We start from the raw sequence: 17,962 nt of genomic DNA, 5'->3' as shown, positions 1-17,962 counted from the left end.
CAGGCTCCGGAAATAGTTTGAATTCGAATTCAAATTCGCATATATTCATTGTACTTCATCCGTGCGGACGACACCCCATGAGGAACTTCATTACCCGGCTCTGGCGGCCCGCATTGGCACTCTTTCTCGGCGTACTGCTTGCAGGATGCACGCAGCGCGACGAGAACGCCTACCAGGGCTATGCAGAGGGCGAATATGTGTACCTGGGCTCATCGCAGGCCGGCACGCTCACGCAGTTGCAGGTCGCGCGCGGTCAAACCGTAAAAGCGGGCGCGTCTCTTTTCGCACTGGATTCAGTGGACGAAACGGCCGCGCTGCGGCAGGCGCAGCAGCAACTCGCGGCGGCCCGCTCGCAACTCGCCGACATTCAAACCGGCAAGCGCGTACCCGAAGTCAACGTCAATCGCGCGCAACTCGCCGAGGCTGCGGCGAACGCGCGCAAGGCGGCGCTGCAACTCACTCGCGACGAAGCGCAGTACAGCGCGGGCGGCATTGCAAAAGCGCAGCTCGACGATTCGCGCGCGAATGCAGAGGCGACGTCGGCGCAAGTGCGGCAGCTTACGAATCAGGTGGAAGTAGCGCGTTTGCCGGGCCGCTCGCAACAAATCGCTGCGCAGCAGGCTCAGGTCGCGGCGGCCGAAGCGGTCGTCGCACAGGCGCAGTGGAAGCTCGATCAGAAGCGCGCGAGCGCGCCCGCCGACGGGCTCGTCTACGACACGCTCTATCGCCTCGGCGAGTGGGTGCCGGCCGGCAGTCCCGTTGTGCAATTGCTGCCGCCGCAGAACATCAAGGTGCGCTTTTTCGTGCCGGAAACGCGAGTCGGCGCACTGGCGCCGGGCCGCGAAGTGTCGATCCATTACGACGGATGCGCAGTGGATTTGACCGCGAAGATTACCTACGTTGCGAATAAAGCCGAGTACACGCCGCCGGTTATCTATAGCAACGAGAGCCGCGCGAAGCTCGTTTTCATGATCGAAGCACACACGTCGGTTGCAGATGCAACGAAGCTTCATCCGGGTCAGCCGGTGACGGTGGCGCTCAAATGAGTACACCCGCGCCAGAGTATGTGATCGACGTCCACGGCCTGAACAAGCATTTCGGCGACAAGCACGTGGTCAACGACGTTTCGTTGCAGGTCGCGCGCGGCGAGATCTTCGGCTTTCTCGGCCCTAACGGCAGCGGCAAGACGACGTCGATCCGTTTGATGTGCGGACTGCTGACGCCGGACTCGGGCACCGGCACATGTCTCGGCTACGACATCCGCAGCGAGAGTGCGCAGATCAAGCGCAATGTCGGCTATATGACGCAGCGCTTCTCGTATTGGGAAGATCTGACCATTCGCGAGAACCTCGAGTTCGTCGCGCGTATCTACCAGATGCGCAACCGTCGCGATGCCGTCGACAAATCGCTCGAATCGCTCGGACTGCAAAGCCGCGCGAATCAGCTCACAGGGTCGCTATCCGGAGGCTGGAAGCAACGCCTCGCGCTCGCAGCGTGCATGCTTCACGAGCCCAGACTGCTGTTGCTCGACGAGCCGACTGCGGGCGTCGATCCCACTGCGCGCCGCGATTTCTGGGAAGAACTCCACCGGCTCGCGGCGCGCGGCATTTCCGTCCTCGTCAGCACGCATTACATGGACGAAGCCGAACGCTGTCACAAACTCGCCTATATCGCGTATGGAAAGCTGCTCGCGCAAGGCACGTCGCGAGAGGTGATCGAGTCGCAGAACCTCGCTACATGGTCGATTCAAGGCGAGCATCTGAGCGAATTGTCCGAGAAGCTGCGCGAGATGCCTGGTGTCGATCAAACCGTCGTATTCGGCGCCGCGCTGCATGCCAGCGGGCGCGATCATGCGGCATTGGAACACGCGCTCAAACAGGCCACCGCGAACACGCGTTTGCGCATGGAGCCGATCGAAACCGGACTCGAAGACGTGTTCATCTATCTGATGAGTCATTCGCGAGATAACTTCGGAGCGCGATCGTGAGCACAGGTACGGGCTTTTCGTTGATGCGCTGGTGGAGCGTGGTGCTGAAGGAGTTCCTTCAATTGCGGCGCGACCGCGTCACGTTCGCGATGATCGTCGGCATACCGATCGTTCAGCTCGCGTTGTTCGGTTTCGCGATCAACACCGACCCGAAGCATCTGCCGACTGCCGTTATCGTTCACGACCAAAGCGAGTTCTCGCGCAGCTTCATCGCGGCGATGAGGAACTCCGCGTATTTCGACATCGTAGAAACGCTGCCCGACGAAGAAGCCGGACGCCGTGCGCTCGCCCAGGGCCGCGTGCAGTTCGTGCTGAACATACCGGTCGATTTCTCGAGGAAGCTGCTGCGCGGCGAGCACCCTTCACTGCTTGTCGAGGCTGACGCCACCGACCCGACCGCGACTCACACCGCCGTCGCCGCACTGCCCAATCTCGTACAGCCCGTCGCCGACAAGGACATCACCGGACCGCTCGCGCATCTCAACGGCACGCCAGGCGCTTTCGGCGTGCAAGTCCACAACCTGTACAACCCCGAAGGAATTACGCAGTACAACGTCGTTCCCGGGCTCATGGGCGTCATTCTCACCATGACGCTCGTGATGATGACCGGCCTCGCCGTCACGCGCGAACGCGAGCGCGGCACGATGGAAAATCTGCTCGCGACGCCAGTTCTTCCCGTCGAAGTGATGACCGGCAAGATCATTCCTTATGTGGCCATTGGCCTGATTCAGGCGTCGATCATACTGATCGCCACACGCTTCGTATTTCATGTGCCCTTTGTCGGCAGTCCCATCGCAATCTATCTGGCCGCGCTGCTGTTCATTGCCGCGAACCTGACTGTGGGCATTACGCTGTCCTCGCTTGCACAGAACCAGTTGCAGGCGATGCAACTGACCATGTTCTATTTTCTGCCGAACATTCTTCTGTCCGGCTTCATGTTCCCATTCGCGGGCATGCCGAAATGGGCACAGTTCATCGGCAACTTCTTGCCGTTGACGTATTTCAACCGGCTCATTCGCGGAATCATGCTCAAGGGCGACGGATGGGCGGATCTCTGGCCCTCAGTGTGGCCCATGGCTCTTTTCACCGCCGTTGTGATGGCGATTGCGCTGCGTTTTTATCGGCGCACACTCGACTAGGAAGAACGTTCATGAAAACACTTCTTGTTGTGTGCGCACTTTCTTTGACCGGCTGCGCGGTGGGGCCGGACTTTCACGCACCCGCCGCGCCCGACACTCCAAACTACACACAGCGCGCATTACCTGAGCAGACGACCTCGTCCGAAGGGCCAGCGGGAGCCGCACAGACGTTCAACGCGGCGCCTGGTCCCATACCTATGTGGTGGCGTCAATTCCAGTCCGACGCGCTAAACCGTCTCGTGGATGAAGCACTGCGCCACAATCCGACACTCGGTCAAGCGCGCGCAAGACTGATCGAGGCGCGCGAAAACTACACCGCGCTCGCGGGCGCAACGCAATTCCCGAGCATAGACGCAACGCTTTCCGGCTCAAGGCAGAAAGTCGATCCCGCTGCGTTCGGCATTCCGCACGTCGAGAGCCCCGGACCCTTCTCGCTGTTCAGCGCGTCGGTCAGCGTCTCTTACGTGTTTGATATTTTCGGCGGCAATCGGCGCGCGCTCGAGGCAAGCATGGCGCAAGTCGATTACGAGTCGTATGAACTCGATGCAGCGCGCTTGAGTCTCGCCGGCAATATCGTGGCTACCGCGGTGCGGCGCGCGTCGTTACAGCAGCAGATTGCGCTGACGCAACGCCTGGCCGACGCACAGGCGCATCAACTGTCGATCGTTGAAGCGCGCTTCGCCGCCGGCGGCGTATCGCAACTGGATGTGCACCGTCAGCGCACCCTGCTTGCACAGACACGCGCATCGTTGCCGCCGCTTGCAAGCCAGCTCGCGGCTGCGGATCATCAACTCGCCATTTTGCTGGGCAGAGTACCGTCGCAAGCGGATTTCGACGAACTCACTTTCGATGCGCTGCATTTGCCGCTGGATATTCCACTCGCTTTGCCGTCGACACTCGCCCGCGCGCGGCCCGATATAAAAGCGGCCGAGGCATTACTGCACGAGGCAAGCGCGAATGTGGGCGTCGCAACCGCCAACCTGTACCCGCAATTTTCATTGTCCGCGGGAATCGGCTCGGAGCGCACGCGGATCGGCGACATTGTGAATGGGCTGAACGTCTGGAATATCGGCCTGAACCTGACGCAACCGATCTTTCGCGGTGGAGAATTGCATGCGAAGAAACGCGCGGCAGAAGCCGCTTATGACGCCGCATTCGAGAACTATCGGCAAACGGTTCTCCAGGCATTGCAGCAGGTCGCCGATTCGCTGACCGCCGTGCAGAACGACGCCCGCGAGTTGCAGGCGCGCACCGAAGCCGCGCAGCAAGCGCAAGCCAGTCTGGACGTCGCCACTCGGCAATATGCTGCGGGTGGAATCAGTCAGCTCGCTCTTCTCGACGCGGAACGTGATTCGCTGCAAACGGCGATAGATCGAACCCAGGCTCAAGCAAACCGCTTTTCCGACACGGCTGCGTTGTTCCAGGCGCTCGGCAGCAATCTATGACGGCTCGCGCGGCGTGTGCGAACTACAGTTGGGCTTCAATAGCCGCCTTATCGATAATCGACCAGACCCGGCCAATTTTTTCTCCGCGGAATTCGTAGAAGACATTTTCGGTGAAGGTCACTTTTCTTCCATTGACTTCGAGACCGAGAAATGTTCCTTGCGGTGTGCAATTAAAGCGCAGCCGCGCCCCGACATAAGCCGGGTCGGCAACCAGCAGATCGATGTCGAAATGAAGGTCGGGAATCTCGCGAAAGTCTCTCTCGAGCATTGCGCGATAGCCTGCCGAGCCGATCTGCTTGTCGTTGTAATAGACATCGTCATGAACGAATTGCGGCAAGTTCTTCCAGTCCTGCCGGTTCAGACAGGCGATATAGCTTCGGTAGATGTCCGAGAGATCGGGTTCGGTCATGACAATCTTCCATTTTGGCTGTCGGGCAACGAGACGTGCTGCGCGCGAGGCATATGCATTGCTCATTCTATGCAATGCGGCGCGCCCCTGCGCCGCCCAACGGATTTATTCGCGACCATGAAACATACACTCTTGTTGATTGCAGCCAGCGCGACTGCGCTGAGCGTGGCGCTTACCGGTTGCAACCGCTCCGGTCCATCGTCGGATCAGGCGGGCGCGGCCGCCGTCAGCGGCGCCGCGCAGAGTGGGCCTGCCGTCTCCGCGCCCGCCACGGCAGCAAGCGACGCGCCTGCGGGCGCAAGCCAATAGCGGTTCTTTGCGCTTCCGCGCTGTGTGAAGTGAAGCTCGCGGCGTATGCAGTCTGCGTCGTGGGGAGGAATAGGCGTTGCTTAAACACTGCCTGTTGTCAGGCATTTCCCCCACTCGCATTGATACGGAGCACCTCATGAATGCAATCGTCCCGAACCAGCCCGATGTCGGTCAGCAAAGCCATGCAATTGCCGCCTACGAACTTGCAGCTAAAGCCGTTGCGGGCTTTGAAAAAGTTGTCGAGTTGAATGTGCAGACCGTCAAGACTTCTTTGTCCGAGCAACAGGCACTGGTCGATGCCGCGCTCTCATCCGGCTCTCTCAACCAGATGATCGATCTGCAGTTTCAGCAGGTTCCGGCAGCAATAAAAAAGACGTGCGCCTATTGGGGGCACGTCGAGGACATTGCAGTGGACACGCATAATGATCTTGTGGATGCTCTACAAGACAGCGTGCAAAGTTATCTGTCCACGTTCTTCTCGTTGCTCGATAGTGCAGCCTCGATTGGCATGGTCTCAACGGGCCGCACGAACGTCACAAGTCCTCTCGTGATCGAGCAGCCGCCGGCCCCTCAGAACGACCCCGTCGTGATCGTGGACAGTTCGGGCAACGTCGTATCGTCGAGCCCCCGAATGGATCTGCACTAACCGGGTCAGGCACCGCGCGCCGTTTCGATCAGTTCTTTCACACGGCGCGCGATACTCGTCAAAATGTTCTGGGACGAAGCCGGTTGTTGCTTGCGATGCGGCATGCGCTGCAAATCTTCCCAGTCGCTTTCCACAGCACGCGCGTGACTTTCCGGCGTGAAGGGCCACTCCATCGCGACTGCTCGCACCGGCGAGTCGCGCCGCCCTTCTCCCGAGCGCTCGACATACGCATTGATAGCCAATGCCTCCTGCTCCGCCGCCTCTTTTGAAGTTGCTGCGATAAAGTCGTCAGGTCCTTCAATATGGACGCACCACAATTGTTCGCTCACGCGACGTTCCTCGCCGGGTACAGTCATAAGGGACTGGCGTTCAGCAGTTCCCATTTCAGGTCGGAAAAGCATGGGCCCTGCGTCGCCTCACTGAATTTGACGTCGTTGTGCTCGCCATTCCACTCCATCACCTGGACTTTGCCGTCGCTGTCGACTGTGACGTCCCAGCCTATGCAGCGTGCAAAAGGCACCTTGCTATGGAGTTGTAGCACCGTATCGACACAATCGTTGAATGCGGGCATCTTCAGGCCGGCAAATCTGACTTTCGAATCGGGGTGTTCTTCCGTCGCGCCCCAATCGGTCAGGAAACCCTCGCGCGCAAGTTCTCCTGTGACGAGATCCACCGGCACGCAGATTTCGTCGTCAATCCTGATGTGGGTATGACGCGCTCTGCCAAGGCGCAAGAAAGCCGCACGAAGAGAAGTGCGGCCGAGATTGTCGACAGCCGTCGTCAGGCGCGCAAGGTCGCAACCGAGTTTGGAGCAAACGTGCTGAGAAGCGGATGCTGAACGATGAACTTCTGAATCACGCCATTGCCAAGCGATTTGATCAGGCCGCAGTCAAACGATTCCCGGTCGAAGAAATGAATACCTTTGCCTTGCGCCGAGCCGTCGAGCTTGAAAACGATCTTGTCGCATTCGCGGAAGACGACGTGCTCGATCTCCTGCTCGCGCACCACCAGATTGCGGTCCGTGAAGAAGAGACCGTTCGCGAAGTAGGCCAGGTCCGGGAACGCGTCACAGCCGAAGATAACCCGCGACATCGGCTTCAGATTGGAGATTCGTCCATAGCCGCCTTTCATGCTGGGCACAACCACGCCGCCGTAGTAGTTGTCGGGAATCCAGCCTTCCTTGAAGGTCCCGCTAAACGCCGCGTAGACACGCAGCCACGGCGCATACTTTGCGTCGCCAAACACGTCCCGCGCATAGGTGTCGGCGAGCTTCAGGTTGGCCGGATCGGGAGGACCGTATTTCTTCTGCAATAGCCGAAGAACCTGTCTCGCCTGTGCGCGATGAACCTGGTGGAACGTGTATTGCCCCACCTTCTTGATTGAACGTCTGACTACTTTCTCTACGCCGTGTAGTTTCATTGTCCCCTCGTGATCAGGTTCTTGTTGACCCACTCTCATACCGCACAATCAACGACTCGATCCGACGCGGGGATCAGTAAGCGTTAGGATGATGCAGTCCCTTGAAAATGGTCGCGCAAATGATCTTGACGTCGAGTGCGAACGACCAGTTTCGAAGGTAGTACAAATCGTGTGCGACCCGGCCTTCCATCTTTTCGATGCGATCGGTCTCTCCGCGAAAGCCATTGATTTGCGCCCAGCCGGTAATGCCTGGCTTGATCCGGTAACGGTGAATATAGCCGGAGACGATGCCCTGATACAGGTCGTCGTGTTCGAGCGCGTGCGGTCTCGGACCGACCACCGACATATCGCCGCGCAGCACGTTGAAGAACTGCGGCAATTCATCGAGGCTCGTGCGCCGCAGAAAACGCCCCACCCGCGTAATGCGCGGGTCGCCGCGCGTGGCCTGTTCGAGCACCCCCTGTTTCTGTTCATGCAGACGCATGCTGCGGAACTTGTAGATCATAAAGATGCGTCCGTCCGCGCCCTTGCGGCACTGTTTGAAGAACACCGGGCCGGGCGAACTCAGCTTGACCGCTATCGCACACGCAAGAAGAATCGGCGACACGGCAATCAATGCGAGCAGTGCAAAAACGCGATCGAACAATTCCTTTTCCACCATTGCATTCGGCGGCAATGGCGAAGCGGCGAGATTGATCGTCGGAAAGCCGAGCAACTCGGTCACGCTTCCATCGAAGAGCGCCAATGCGCGCACGTCCGGCATGAAGCGCACGTTAATCAGATCGTTGCGAAACTCATCGACCAGCTCGAGAATCGCGCGTTCTTCCGATAAAGGCAGCGCGAGCCACACTTCATCCACCTGCTGTTCGCGCACATACTTCGCAAAAGCCGCGCGCTGTTCGAACGTCGGCACGGAACTCGTCGTCTTGTTGACCGGGCGCAGGTTGTAGACGGCGCTCGCGCGAAAACCCGCTGCCGGCTCCCGTTCCATTTTGCGCAGGATCTCGTCGCAATGTTCTCCGCATGCCGCAATAGCCACCTTTTGCAGATCCAGGCCAGCGTGGCGAACGCGCCCGAGCAGAACGTGCGTCATTATCCGGCCAGCGATCATTGCGCCGCCCGCTATTCCCGTCCAGTACGCGAACCATAGGCGCGACACGAAGTCGATCCGATGCAACGAGAACATCAAAGCCAGCGCGCATGCCTGGACCAGCAGCCAGCCGAGCGCGACCTGACCGACGAGTACACGTTTCGAGCGGCCGCGCCACGACTGATAGACGCCTAATGCAGGAAACACCGCGAGCGAAAACGCCGCCGCGAAAGCGACGAATGCCAGATAAAAGTTGCGTTGCGCGAAATCGTCGAAGCGGATATGAGAGGCAGCGAATGCGCCGCCGAGGATCATCGCCACATCGAACATTCTGGCCAGCAGACCGGTAATCAATCGCATAGCAGCCCCCTCGAATACGCTCTGGTTCGCCACGACCGATTAACCCGCACGGCCATATTTGTCGTCGAACCGGACGATGTCGTCTTCGCCGAGATAGGCGCCGGACTGCACCTCGATGATCTGAAGCGGAACGCAACCTGGGTTCTCGAGACGATGCGTGACACCGAGTGGGATATACGTCGACTCGTTTTCGCCAAGCAGGAATTTTTCTTCTCCGCGTGTGACGAGCGCGGTGCCGCTCACCACAATCCAGTGCTCCGCGCGGTGATGATGCATCTGCAACGACAGGCGCGCGCCCGGCATTACCACGATGCGTTTAACCTGAAAGCGGTCGCCGTGATCGATCGAATCGTAAAAGCCCCACGGACGACGCACTTTGCGGTGCGCATCCGCTTCCGGCGAATTTTCGGCCTTGATGCGCGACACGAGTCCCTTGATGTCCTGCACATGCGAGCGGTCGGCCACCAGAACCGCGTCGTCCGTTTCGACGACGATCAGGTCGTTGGTGCCGACACATGCGACGAGCCGGCCGCCTTGCGAACGCGCATACGTTGCCGTCGCGCCTTCGAAAAGAACGCGTCCATTCGACGCGTTGCCGCACTCGTCCTTTTCCATTGCCTGCCACACGGCGTCCCATGAACCGAGGTCCGACCATCCCGCTTGCAGCGGCACGACGATCCCCGCGAATTGCGATTCGGGCTTGCCGAGATGTTCCATCACCGCGTAGTCGATCGAGTCCGACGGCGATTGCAGGAAGGCCTCGGCATCGGGAACGATGCAGCCGTCGTTGACTTTGGCGCCTTCGTAAGCGCGCACGCAGGCATCGTGAATTTGCGGCTGAAATTGCTTGATGACGGCAAGCCATACGGACGCACGCACGACGAACATGCCGCTATTCCACCAGTAATTGCCGGACTCGACATACTGCGCCGCAAGTTCGGGCGCCGGCTTTTCAACGAAACGTTCGATGCGGCGCGCGCCGTCGTTCAACGCAGCACCCAGGCGGATATAGCCGAAGCCCGTATCCGCGCCGGTGGGCGGAACGCCGAGCGTCGCGATTGCGCCTGCGTCGGCATGACGCGCAGCTATTTCGATTGCCTTATGAAGCGCATCGAGATCTGCAATAGCGTGGTCCGCGGGCATCGCGACGAGAATCACGTCGTTGCCGTCCGACGCTGCAGCCAGCGCAGCAAGCGTGAGTGCAGGAGCCGTATCGCGGCGGCCAGGTTCGACGACGACCCGTGCCTTCACGCCGCTTTCGCGCGCCTGCTCGCAGGTTGCAAAGTAATGTTCGGCACCGCACACAATCACCGGTTCTGGAGCGACCGCCCAGAGAGGACTGAAGTTATTCATGCGTCCCATCGTGGCCTGCAACAGCGTCTGATCGCCGATCACGTCGATAAGCTGCTTCGGGAACTGCTCGCGTGATACGGGCCATAGACGCGTGCCTGAGCCGCCTGCGAGAATCACCTGTGCGAGCGTGGTGCATTCCTGCGACGCGGCGCTTTGCGTCTCGTTGTCGTTCTCGTGTGCGGTTGCAAAAACTTTATCCATTTTTATTGCTCCTGGACGGGCAAGCCAAAGCGCGATTAATCGCATAAGCGCCGACGAAATACGCTGCACGTCGGCACTGCTCCGGTCTCACGTGTGATCAATAACGGGGTGTGGGCATCAACGGGCTCGGCGAGCCGTTCTGTCCGCGCAAAGCTAGGGATGCGCACCGAAGTTCTCGCACCAGGCGAGCGTTAGCGGCACACATATCGGCGTGGCGCCAGAAAGCCGATGCCACTCAAGCATGACTCGATGTGATCCATCATAGTCACCTCACGCTGCACCACAGCAATGGTGGCGCGTTCAGTTGAGGTTTTGGCCAGCCTCGTCGCATTAGCCCGCACATCGGCCACTGTGGCCTTTCTTATGGCCGCTGTGTGTGCGGTAGCGCGTGGAAATCAGTGCCTAGACGTGGTACCTTCGCGAGTACCTTCATGACAGATGGGCAGTTCGTTCATCGAGACGTAGGACCCCGATTCCGTTCAGGTGCACCGCCATCGTGGTGCACCGCACCTCCAACCAGGTTGTCTTCGCACGTAATGGCACTGTCATTGCAAGCTATGCGCCATTTGTTTTCCGGGAGTCGCAATGGCTTACATTTCGCTACTTGCGCTGTTTCTAACGGTTACGAATTTCGTGCCTCTCAGCGCGGTCGGCTTCGTGCCGATCTTCGTGTACGCGTGGCGCTTTTACGGTCGCCGCTATCCGGCGTTCATTACGCCGCTCACCGCGCTGACGGTCGTGATCGTCGTCTCGACGCTGCTCTACGATCCTCAGTCTTTTGCCGAATTCGATTTCTATCGGCGCGACGGTAACTTCTTCATTTCGTATGCTCCCATTTTTGCCGGTTGCCTGTACGCGCATCGTCTCGATCTGAACAAAGTACTTCGCGCGTTTTTTATTTTCGCGGTCGGCATCAATATCCCGCCGTACGCGGTGTACATCGTCAGCACCGGACTCCTCGGCATCTTCACGAATCCGGACAAAAGCTTCGGCAGCTACTTCATCGCGCGCAATGCGGCGGGCGGATTCTTCGCCATGCTGTTCTGCCTCGGCGTGGGCTGCTACCTGCAAAAGCGCAGCAAACTGCTGCTCGGGCTACTCGCGATGAACGCACTGATGCTGTTCTCCACGTATAGCCGCGGTTCGCTGCTCGGCGCGGCTGCGGTACTGCCGTACCTTTATTTCGGCCGCAAGCGCTGGCTGCTGGCTGCGTTGATGGGCGTGCTCATAGCAGGTTCGCTTGCAATGGCGTTCTATCACACAGACGCCACCGTCGACTACATGGGCTACCCGTTCAGTATCCACAACCAGGATGCGAAGGTCGCCAATCTGAACATCCGGTATGAGTGGCTGTGGCCGCGCGCGCTCGCCTATTTCGAGCAAAGTCCGATCGTGGGTATGGGCTTCGGTTCTTTCGACGATCACATCGGCAATGTGACTTCATACTTTCACCTGTTCGGTGCGCCGTCGAACGTCCTCGTCGAACATAGCGATTCGCACGCTCACAACTCGTACCTCAATTTCCTCGCGGAAACCGGTGTCGTCGGTCTTTTCCTGCTGCTGAGCTTCTTCTGGAGACTCGTTGATTGGAGCAAGCATGGAGCGGCTGCGGGCGCGCTCGTGGGAGGCGGTCAGAACTTCGCCGCCTTCCGGTTCGTCGAGATCTCTTCTATTTGCCTGCTGGTCATGGCGGCAACGGAACATCGCCTCGTGTCGCCTTCCAATGTCCTGATCCTCTCGCTCGTGATCTCGCTACTGCTGGCCTCGCAATCGGCCAATGCAATCTCGGCGGAATTCAATCGGCGGAACTCGCTGATTCGCTCGCGCGTCTGATAGTACCTGCGCCCACTCCGGTACAGCGGGAACACAAAGATCCCGCTGTAGAGAACCCAACAACAACGAGAACCCTATGTGGACTGTATTCACTAACATAGGCGATGCGGCCGTCACGTTGCCCGTGGCCGCTGTTTGCGCCTGCTGGATCGCATTATTCGACGTCAAGCTGGCCTGCCGGTGGATCGCGATGCTCGCAGCCGGCGTCGCTATTGTCGGCGCAAGCAAGATCTTCTATGCCGGCTGGGGCATATCGTTCCCGGCGTCTGATTTCCGCGTGATTAGCGGCCACGCGATGCTCTCCACCTCCGTGTGGATGGTGGCCCTCGCATTGCAGCTCAGATGGTGGCGTCTGCCGGCGTTTCTGGGTATTGCGGCCGGTCTGGTTATCGGTGCGTTGACTGGCGTGTCGCGCCTGATGGACCTTTCGCATTCCGTACCCGAAGTCATTTCAGGCTGGATTCTGGGCGCAATCGTCGCGCTGCTCTTCTTGCGAAAGGCGCTTTCCGTGGAGTTCGAACGCCCACGGCCCGCATGGTCGGCGGCGAGCTTTCTGTGCGTCTGCGTGCTCGCCTATGGGCATCAGGCGCCGCTTCAGCGCCTCATTGAAACGCGCTCGCCGCAAATACATAGCCATGCTCATTCGATCATGGCTCTCGCCGGCCGCGTCAAATACCGCATTCAGTCTTACGAGGGCATACTCGCAAGGTGACGCTCCTCTGCCGTGCGCTCGCGCACCAGGTAGGGGCGAAGCTGTTCGATCGAGCTGCGCAAAAGCCGCGCGTCGATAAAGTCCGTCAATGCGGTCTTGAAGTTCTCAGTGGAGAACCGCTCGGCATTCTGACGGCAATTCACCGGATCGAATAAAGAGGCATTGCGCTCGAAACGTGTCACCGCTTCGAGCAATGACTCCGCCGTCTGCTCGCCGAAGAAGACACCTGTGGGCTGCTCCAGAGGCAAGCCGATAACCGACTCGAGCGCACCGCCCCTGCCGAAAGCAATCACCGGCGTGCCGCAAGCCTGCGCTTCCACGACCGAAATACCGAAGTCCTCTTCCGCCGCGAAAACGAATGCGCGGGCGCGTCGCAAATGATCGACGAGTACTTCGAGAGGCTGGTGACCGAGTATCGTCACGTTCGGCCCCGCAGTCGCTTTGATCCGCTTCATTTCCGGGCCGTCGCCGATCACGACCAGCCGGCGCTCGGGTGTCTGCGAGAAGGCCCTCACGATCAGGTCGATGCGCTTATAAGGCACCATCCGCGAGGCCGTCACGTAGAAGTTTTCTTTCTGCGTGCACATCACCATGTTGTCGAGATCGACAGGCGGATAGATAACCGTCGCGTCGCGCTGATAAGCCTTCTTGATCCGCCGCGCGATGAAGTGCGAATTCGCCAGCAGATGATCCACGCCATTCGCCGAACGCGAATCCCAGCCGCGAATGTAGTGCAGCAGCGCGCGCGCCATGATCGACTTCACGCCCTTGTTCAGATGCGATTCGCGCAAGTACTGATGCTGCAGATCCCACGCATAGCGGATCGGCGAATGCACATAGCTGATGTGAATCTGATTGGGTCCGGTCAGTACACCCTTGGCCACCGCGTGCGAACTCGAAATGACCAGATCGTACGCGGACAGGTCCAGTTGCTCGATCGCAATCGGCATCAACGGGAGATAAGCTCTGTAGCGCTTGCGCGCAAACGGCATCTTCTGAATGAACGACGTGTTGACGGGTTTCCCTTTCACGCAATCGCGATCTTCGAGAAAGTCGACAATCGAAAAGACGTCCGCTTTCGGAAAGCATTCGATAATGTTCTTCAAAACCTTCTCTGCGCCGCCCGAAACCACCAGCCAATCGTGAACAATAGCGACTTTCACTTCTCTCTCCTGTGAGATGACGCGCCGGACGCTTCACCGGCGGCAATCCGTTTCACTTGTCTTTGGCCGCGCTTGTCTGGGCTCTTACACCCCACGCCAGCCCCAGCATTCCAGCGGCGCGCCGCGCGCCCGGCACCAGTCCGATCAGTTCGAGACGGACCATGATGACCAGCAGGATCACGGCGAGCGTTGCTTCACCGAATACACGAGCCATGGCCATGCCCATTGCTCCAAAGCGCGGCGCAAGAATCAGTGCCGCGGCCAGGTTGGCGAGGCCGGAGGCGAGCCCGGCAAACGCGAGCAGCCGGTCTTTCTTGCGCGGAACGAATACGTAAAACGCGACGAATTCGTTGAACGCGACGAACGGGAACATCCATGCGAAACATTGAAGAATGCGTGCGGCAGGCTCGAACTCGGCGCCGAGAATCAACGGCAACAGGAACGGCGACAACGTCATTGCGCCGCAGAATACGAGCAGTCCATAACCGAGCAGAAGCGCCGCGCCACGGCGCGTGGTCGCGTGCGCGCCCTCTTTGTCGCCGTGTGCGAGCTGCCGCGAAATAGTCGGCACGAATACCTGCGATGCCGGCCCCATCAGGCTCAGTGCAATGGTGGCGAAACGCTCTGCCGCGCCGAAATAGCCGACCTGAGCCGGCGTCGACAAGAGCGTCAATAGATAGGTGGACGACGCCGTCAATACAACGGAGCCTGACGAGTAGCAAAAGAGCATCGTCGAGCTGCGAATGAGCGGCATCACGCCTTCCACTTTCAGTCGGGGCAGTCCCAATTGCGACGTGGTGATGCCATACGAAATGATCGACGACGCCACGCCGGCAACCAGCAGACTCGCCAGCACCCATACGGAATCCTCGGGCTTTCTCACGAGGCTCAGCACCAGAACGAGGCTCACGGCAAAGCCGAATACCTCGATCATGATCGGCGTGCGAAAACGCTGACGGCCCTGGAATAGCCAGCCGAGATTCATTGCCGACACGATGCCGAGCAGCGTACCCAGCACGCCGATCAGCGGCCGCTCGGACAAGGTGGGCGAGCACATCGTCGCAATCAGACCGATGCTTCCGCCAATCACGGCGAGCATGAGCCGCGCGCTCACATGGAGCGAATAGATTGCATTGCACTCCTTCACCGAATGGGCTTTTCGCGACTTCCCGCATGCCGACGAAGGTGAAGCCGTAACTCACGAGCATCCAGATGACGTTCATGAGCGACATCGACGCGAGCACTCGCCCATACTCGGCGACGCCGAGAATTCTTCCGTAGAACGGCACCACGATGATGAGGTATACGTACCTCATCAGATATCCGCCGTAAACAAACGCAATGACGCTTGCGTTGTCTCGTCTTTCCATTCCGTTCTCCAAATGCCTGCTCCCGGGCTTAACGCTGCGCCATGCGCCGACGCGCAAGCGGGTTCGATATGTAGCGAACCACAAAGTCAGAAAGCGGCGAGTACGGCACGAGGCACAAGCCGGAAAGAACCACAGTTCCGAATTTCTTCTTCACACTCCAGAATGGATTGGCCAGGATCGCGTGGAAATAGCCCCGCGAATCGCGCATCATCCAGCGCCAGCGGTGCGCGAACGTCGCGCGATAGACGCTCGAGCAGAAGATCGCCTTCTCGTGGCCGAAATCATGAAACGTCGGCGACAACTCGATACCGAGACGCGACCGCGCGATGTTGCGCAGAATTGCCCAGCGCATACCCAACGCTTTGGGCGCCTTGGAAATCTGCTCGGAATTGGCGAACGACACCGTGCCGCCATCGGCGTTATGCACGCGATAGCCGCCGAGCGATTTGCGCAGCGTCGCGACGGGGCCGACGAGCGCGGCGCCATAGATCGCGAAGAAGTCGGCGCCGTAGCGATTGATGCCCGGTGCGGGAACCGGAAAGACCTGCTTGAGCGCACTCACCCGATACGCATTGCCCGAGGCGGGCGGCGACGGGTACAGCCAGCCCGCTTGCAACAGCTCTCCGCAATTGGGCGGCGGCTCGGTGTTCGGCACATAAGCGCCTGTCGTTGCGCCGTTTGCGTCCATCACGTCGAGCCTGAACTGCACCTTGGCCCACGCGCCGCTGGAGAAAAGCTTCATGACTTCCGATACGGCGCTCGGATACAGAATGTCGTCCGAATCGAGCAGGATCGCGTATTCCGTTTCGAGCGCGCTGATCGCATGGTTGTAGGCGGACACCTGGCCGCCGTTCTCCTGGAAAATCGCAGTGATGCGGCTGCCGTACTTCTCGATGATCGCGCGCGAGCCATCCGTCGAGCCGTCGTCGAGCACGACGACGCGCGTGCCGGGATAGTCCTGATTGAGCGCGGAGTCGATCGCGTCCGCTAAATAGCGTTCGTAGTTGTAGTTGCAGATGACAACTGTGACCTGGTTCATGGCATTCGACGCTGTCTGATGTTTCGGTGAATCGGAATGGCTACGCAAGGGAACGGACCGCGATATACGCAAGGTGGGTCGGCGGATCGTTTCCTGCACCGTTGACCCGATCGGGTACCTTGAAGCTCAATTGCAAACCGTCGTTACTCCAGGTGGTCGTCATCGCGTCCTGTGCACTTACTGTGCCCGTCAACGCATCTATGAACTCAACCTTTACTTCGCGCGACGCGGGTCGCTTGAGTCCCGCTACTGTCACCCTTCGCCAACCCGCCGACGCGCTCACCTGCAGCACGATGTCATTGCCCGAACGCAATCCGCTGCCCGAAGCGCCTGGACCAAATTGCAAAGAGTTCGACAAACTTGCCAGCGGCCCTGAAACAGTCTGATGAAGCACGATGAGGCTCCTGCCCGACACGTTGTAAGTACGTACCGGCGGCCCCCGATGAGTCAGACGGAATGGCTCATAGCCGTCCCAGTGATAGATCATTGAGACGTATTTGTTTGGATCGTCCCAGTTGTGATCGAGCGCCCACACCGCGAAGTCGAAGAAGTACTCCGGCAGGTAATGCGGGTCCTTCATATACGCATCGCCGATCTCGGTTTGCCAAATGCCTCTCGCCGGTCCGTTCTTCACATACCGCTGATACAGCTCGTCGAGATCGCGCACACCCAGGTAGTGAGTGTCGAGATAGTCGACCCAGTCCAGCATGCGTTCGTTCGATGCAGGACTTCTGTACTCGAGCCACTTACAGTAATTGGACAGACCGCCCTGATCGGGCCACCCGCCGTAGACGATATAGGCGTTGTACTTGCGGATAATGCGGGCAGCGGGCAGATGCACTCGCTCCACGTAATCCTGCATGGCACGCTCGTACGGCTTCTCGTGCTTGCCGTCCTTGCTGAAGGTCGGACCGTGCCAGAACGTCGCCTGCTGCGCGCCGCCAGACAACGTTCCGGCCGCCTCATTCCAGATCTGGAAGTAGCGCAGGTTGAACGGCGGAGCGGAGTACTTGCGCACGGCAGCCTCGACATAGCGCGTCCACGCGCCGACATCCATCGGCGCGGAATTGCTGTCGCCGGGAACAGTGGCGTTCCACGGCGCCGTATAGCCGAGCAACAGCAGCGACTTGATGCCGTTGCGATTGTTCAGAAGCAGCGCTGTCGGAAGATCGGCGTCGAATTGCGACCCGGTCTTGTCGACACGCATGGGTGCTCTCGGCGATTCCGGCTGCCCTGGGCCCACCGAATCGCGCCCCCATGTGATACCCATTTGACGCCACATTTCGACGTCACGGCTTGCGCCTGCCCACCCGTTCGCGCCGATCAGATCTGTGATCCGGCGACCACCGCTGCTGCCCGTTTGCGGCGCGGCGCTTCCTGACGGCGATGTCTTGCCGTACGCGAGCGGTATCGCGGCGCCAAGGAGGCCCGCAATGGTTCGCAACGCCCGACGTCTGCCGGCACTCTTTCGAATGCGATACATTGGC

At 59.5% G+C, this 17,962-nt stretch carries 15 protein-coding genes and 2 pseudogenes; 8 read left to right on the top strand and 9 right to left on the bottom strand.

Annotation, left to right across the window (positions count from 1 at the left end; genetic code table 11):
- The first annotated feature begins 77 nt into the window (after window positions 1-77).
- The 4 genes from ABIE53_RS26160 to ABIE53_RS26145 are packed head-to-tail and all read left to right on the top strand — an operon-like array spanning window position 78 to window position 4,571.
- Entirely contained in the window at window positions 78-1,046 is a 969-nt protein-coding gene (locus tag ABIE53_RS26160) for an HlyD family secretion protein (protein WP_192699263.1), read from the top strand.
- The gene (locus ABIE53_RS26155) at window positions 1,043-1,987 is read left to right on the top strand and encodes an ABC transporter ATP-binding protein (protein ID WP_006052050.1); all 945 of its coding nucleotides are present in this window, start codon (window positions 1,043-1,045) and stop codon (window positions 1,985-1,987) included. The genes ABIE53_RS26160 and ABIE53_RS26155 overlap by 4 nt, the downstream gene beginning before the upstream one ends.
- Window positions 1,988-2,010: 23 nt before the next feature.
- The gene (locus ABIE53_RS26150) at window positions 2,011-3,126 is read left to right on the top strand and encodes an ABC transporter permease (protein ID WP_044021901.1); all 1,116 of its coding nucleotides are present in this window, start codon (window positions 2,011-2,013) and stop codon (window positions 3,124-3,126) included.
- 11 nt (window positions 3,127-3,137) lie between these two features.
- A complete protein-coding gene (locus ABIE53_RS26145) occupies window positions 3,138-4,571 on the top strand; it encodes an efflux transporter outer membrane subunit (RefSeq protein ID WP_192699264.1) in 1,434 nt (477 codons plus the stop codon).
- Between the two features lie 22 nt (window positions 4,572-4,593).
- Here ABIE53_RS26145 and ABIE53_RS26140 read toward each other — a convergent pair whose 3' ends face one another.
- On the bottom strand, window positions 4,594-4,980 hold the full coding sequence (locus ABIE53_RS26140) for an ester cyclase (protein ID WP_006052047.1): 387 nt from the start codon (window positions 4,978-4,980) through the stop codon (window positions 4,594-4,596).
- Window positions 4,981-5,097: 117 nt separating this feature from the next.
- Here ABIE53_RS26140 and ABIE53_RS26135 point away from each other — a divergent pair, with 117 nt between their 5' ends.
- Window positions 5,098-5,289: a hypothetical protein gene (locus ABIE53_RS26135; protein WP_029966135.1), complete on the top strand. Its 192-nt coding sequence runs from the start codon at window positions 5,098-5,100 to the stop codon at window positions 5,287-5,289.
- Between the two features lie 136 nt (window positions 5,290-5,425).
- Window positions 5,426-5,935, top strand: a complete 510-nt coding sequence (locus ABIE53_RS26130; protein ID WP_006052046.1) for a phasin family protein — start codon at window positions 5,426-5,428, stop codon at window positions 5,933-5,935.
- Between the two features lie 5 nt (window positions 5,936-5,940).
- Here ABIE53_RS26130 and ABIE53_RS26125 read toward each other — a convergent pair whose 3' ends face one another.
- From ABIE53_RS26125 to ABIE53_RS26110, 4 genes and pseudogenes are all read right to left on the bottom strand, one after another.
- On the bottom strand, window positions 5,941-6,291 hold the full coding sequence (locus ABIE53_RS26125; protein WP_006052045.1) for a hypothetical protein: 351 nt from the start codon (window positions 6,289-6,291) through the stop codon (window positions 5,941-5,943).
- A pseudogene (locus ABIE53_RS26120) lies at window positions 6,288-7,315 on the bottom strand (sugar-transfer associated ATP-grasp domain-containing protein). Before ABIE53_RS26120 ends, ABIE53_RS26125 begins: the two are co-directional and overlap by 4 nt.
- Before the next feature lie 112 nt (window positions 7,316-7,427).
- Window positions 7,428-8,804: an undecaprenyl-phosphate glucose phosphotransferase gene (locus ABIE53_RS26115; RefSeq protein ID WP_006052043.1), complete on the bottom strand. Its 1,377-nt coding sequence runs from the start codon at window positions 8,802-8,804 to the stop codon at window positions 7,428-7,430.
- A 39-nt stretch (window positions 8,805-8,843) separates the two neighbouring features.
- Window positions 8,844-10,358: a mannose-1-phosphate guanylyltransferase/mannose-6-phosphate isomerase gene (locus ABIE53_RS26110; RefSeq protein WP_029966141.1), complete on the bottom strand. Its 1,515-nt coding sequence runs from the start codon at window positions 10,356-10,358 to the stop codon at window positions 8,844-8,846.
- Window positions 10,359-10,943: 585 nt separating this feature from the next.
- On the opposite strand from ABIE53_RS26110, the gene ABIE53_RS26105 reads away from it, so the two are divergent.
- Both ABIE53_RS26105 and ABIE53_RS26100 read left to right on the top strand, forming a co-directional pair.
- Complete coding sequence (locus ABIE53_RS26105; RefSeq protein WP_006052040.1) at window positions 10,944-12,191, top strand: O-antigen ligase family protein; 1,248 nt, start codon at window positions 10,944-10,946, stop codon at window positions 12,189-12,191.
- Window positions 12,192-12,267: 76 nt separating this feature from the next.
- On the top strand, window positions 12,268-12,903 hold the full coding sequence (locus ABIE53_RS26100) for a phosphatase PAP2 family protein (RefSeq protein WP_006052039.1): 636 nt from the start codon (window positions 12,268-12,270) through the stop codon (window positions 12,901-12,903).
- Here ABIE53_RS26100 and ABIE53_RS26095 read toward each other — a convergent pair.
- The 4 genes and pseudogenes from ABIE53_RS26095 to ABIE53_RS26080 form a co-directional block, all read right to left on the bottom strand.
- Entirely contained in the window at window positions 12,879-14,066 is a 1,188-nt protein-coding gene (locus ABIE53_RS26095; protein ID WP_006052038.1) for a glycosyltransferase family 4 protein, read from the bottom strand. The two genes, ABIE53_RS26100 and ABIE53_RS26095, sit on opposite strands and share 25 nt — an antisense overlap.
- Before the next feature lie 52 nt (window positions 14,067-14,118).
- Window positions 14,119-15,436: pseudogene (locus ABIE53_RS26090) on the bottom strand (lipopolysaccharide biosynthesis protein).
- 28 nt (window positions 15,437-15,464) lie between these two features.
- Window positions 15,465-16,475, bottom strand: a complete 1,011-nt coding sequence (locus tag ABIE53_RS26085; protein WP_053859418.1) for a glycosyltransferase family 2 protein — start codon at window positions 16,473-16,475, stop codon at window positions 15,465-15,467.
- Window positions 16,476-16,515: 40 nt separating this feature from the next.
- On the bottom strand, window positions 16,516-17,958 hold the full coding sequence (locus tag ABIE53_RS26080) for a hypothetical protein (RefSeq protein WP_082367102.1): 1,443 nt from the start codon (window positions 17,956-17,958) through the stop codon (window positions 16,516-16,518).
- Window positions 17,959-17,962: the final 4 nt, after the last annotated feature.

Source organism: Paraburkholderia sp. OAS925 (genome assembly GCF_040543975.1).
Taxonomy (GTDB): Bacteria; Pseudomonadota; Gammaproteobacteria; order Burkholderiales; family Burkholderiaceae; genus Paraburkholderia; species Paraburkholderia graminis.
Note: the sequence above shows the minus strand (reverse complement) of the source record. Positions and strands in the feature narration are given on the sequence as shown.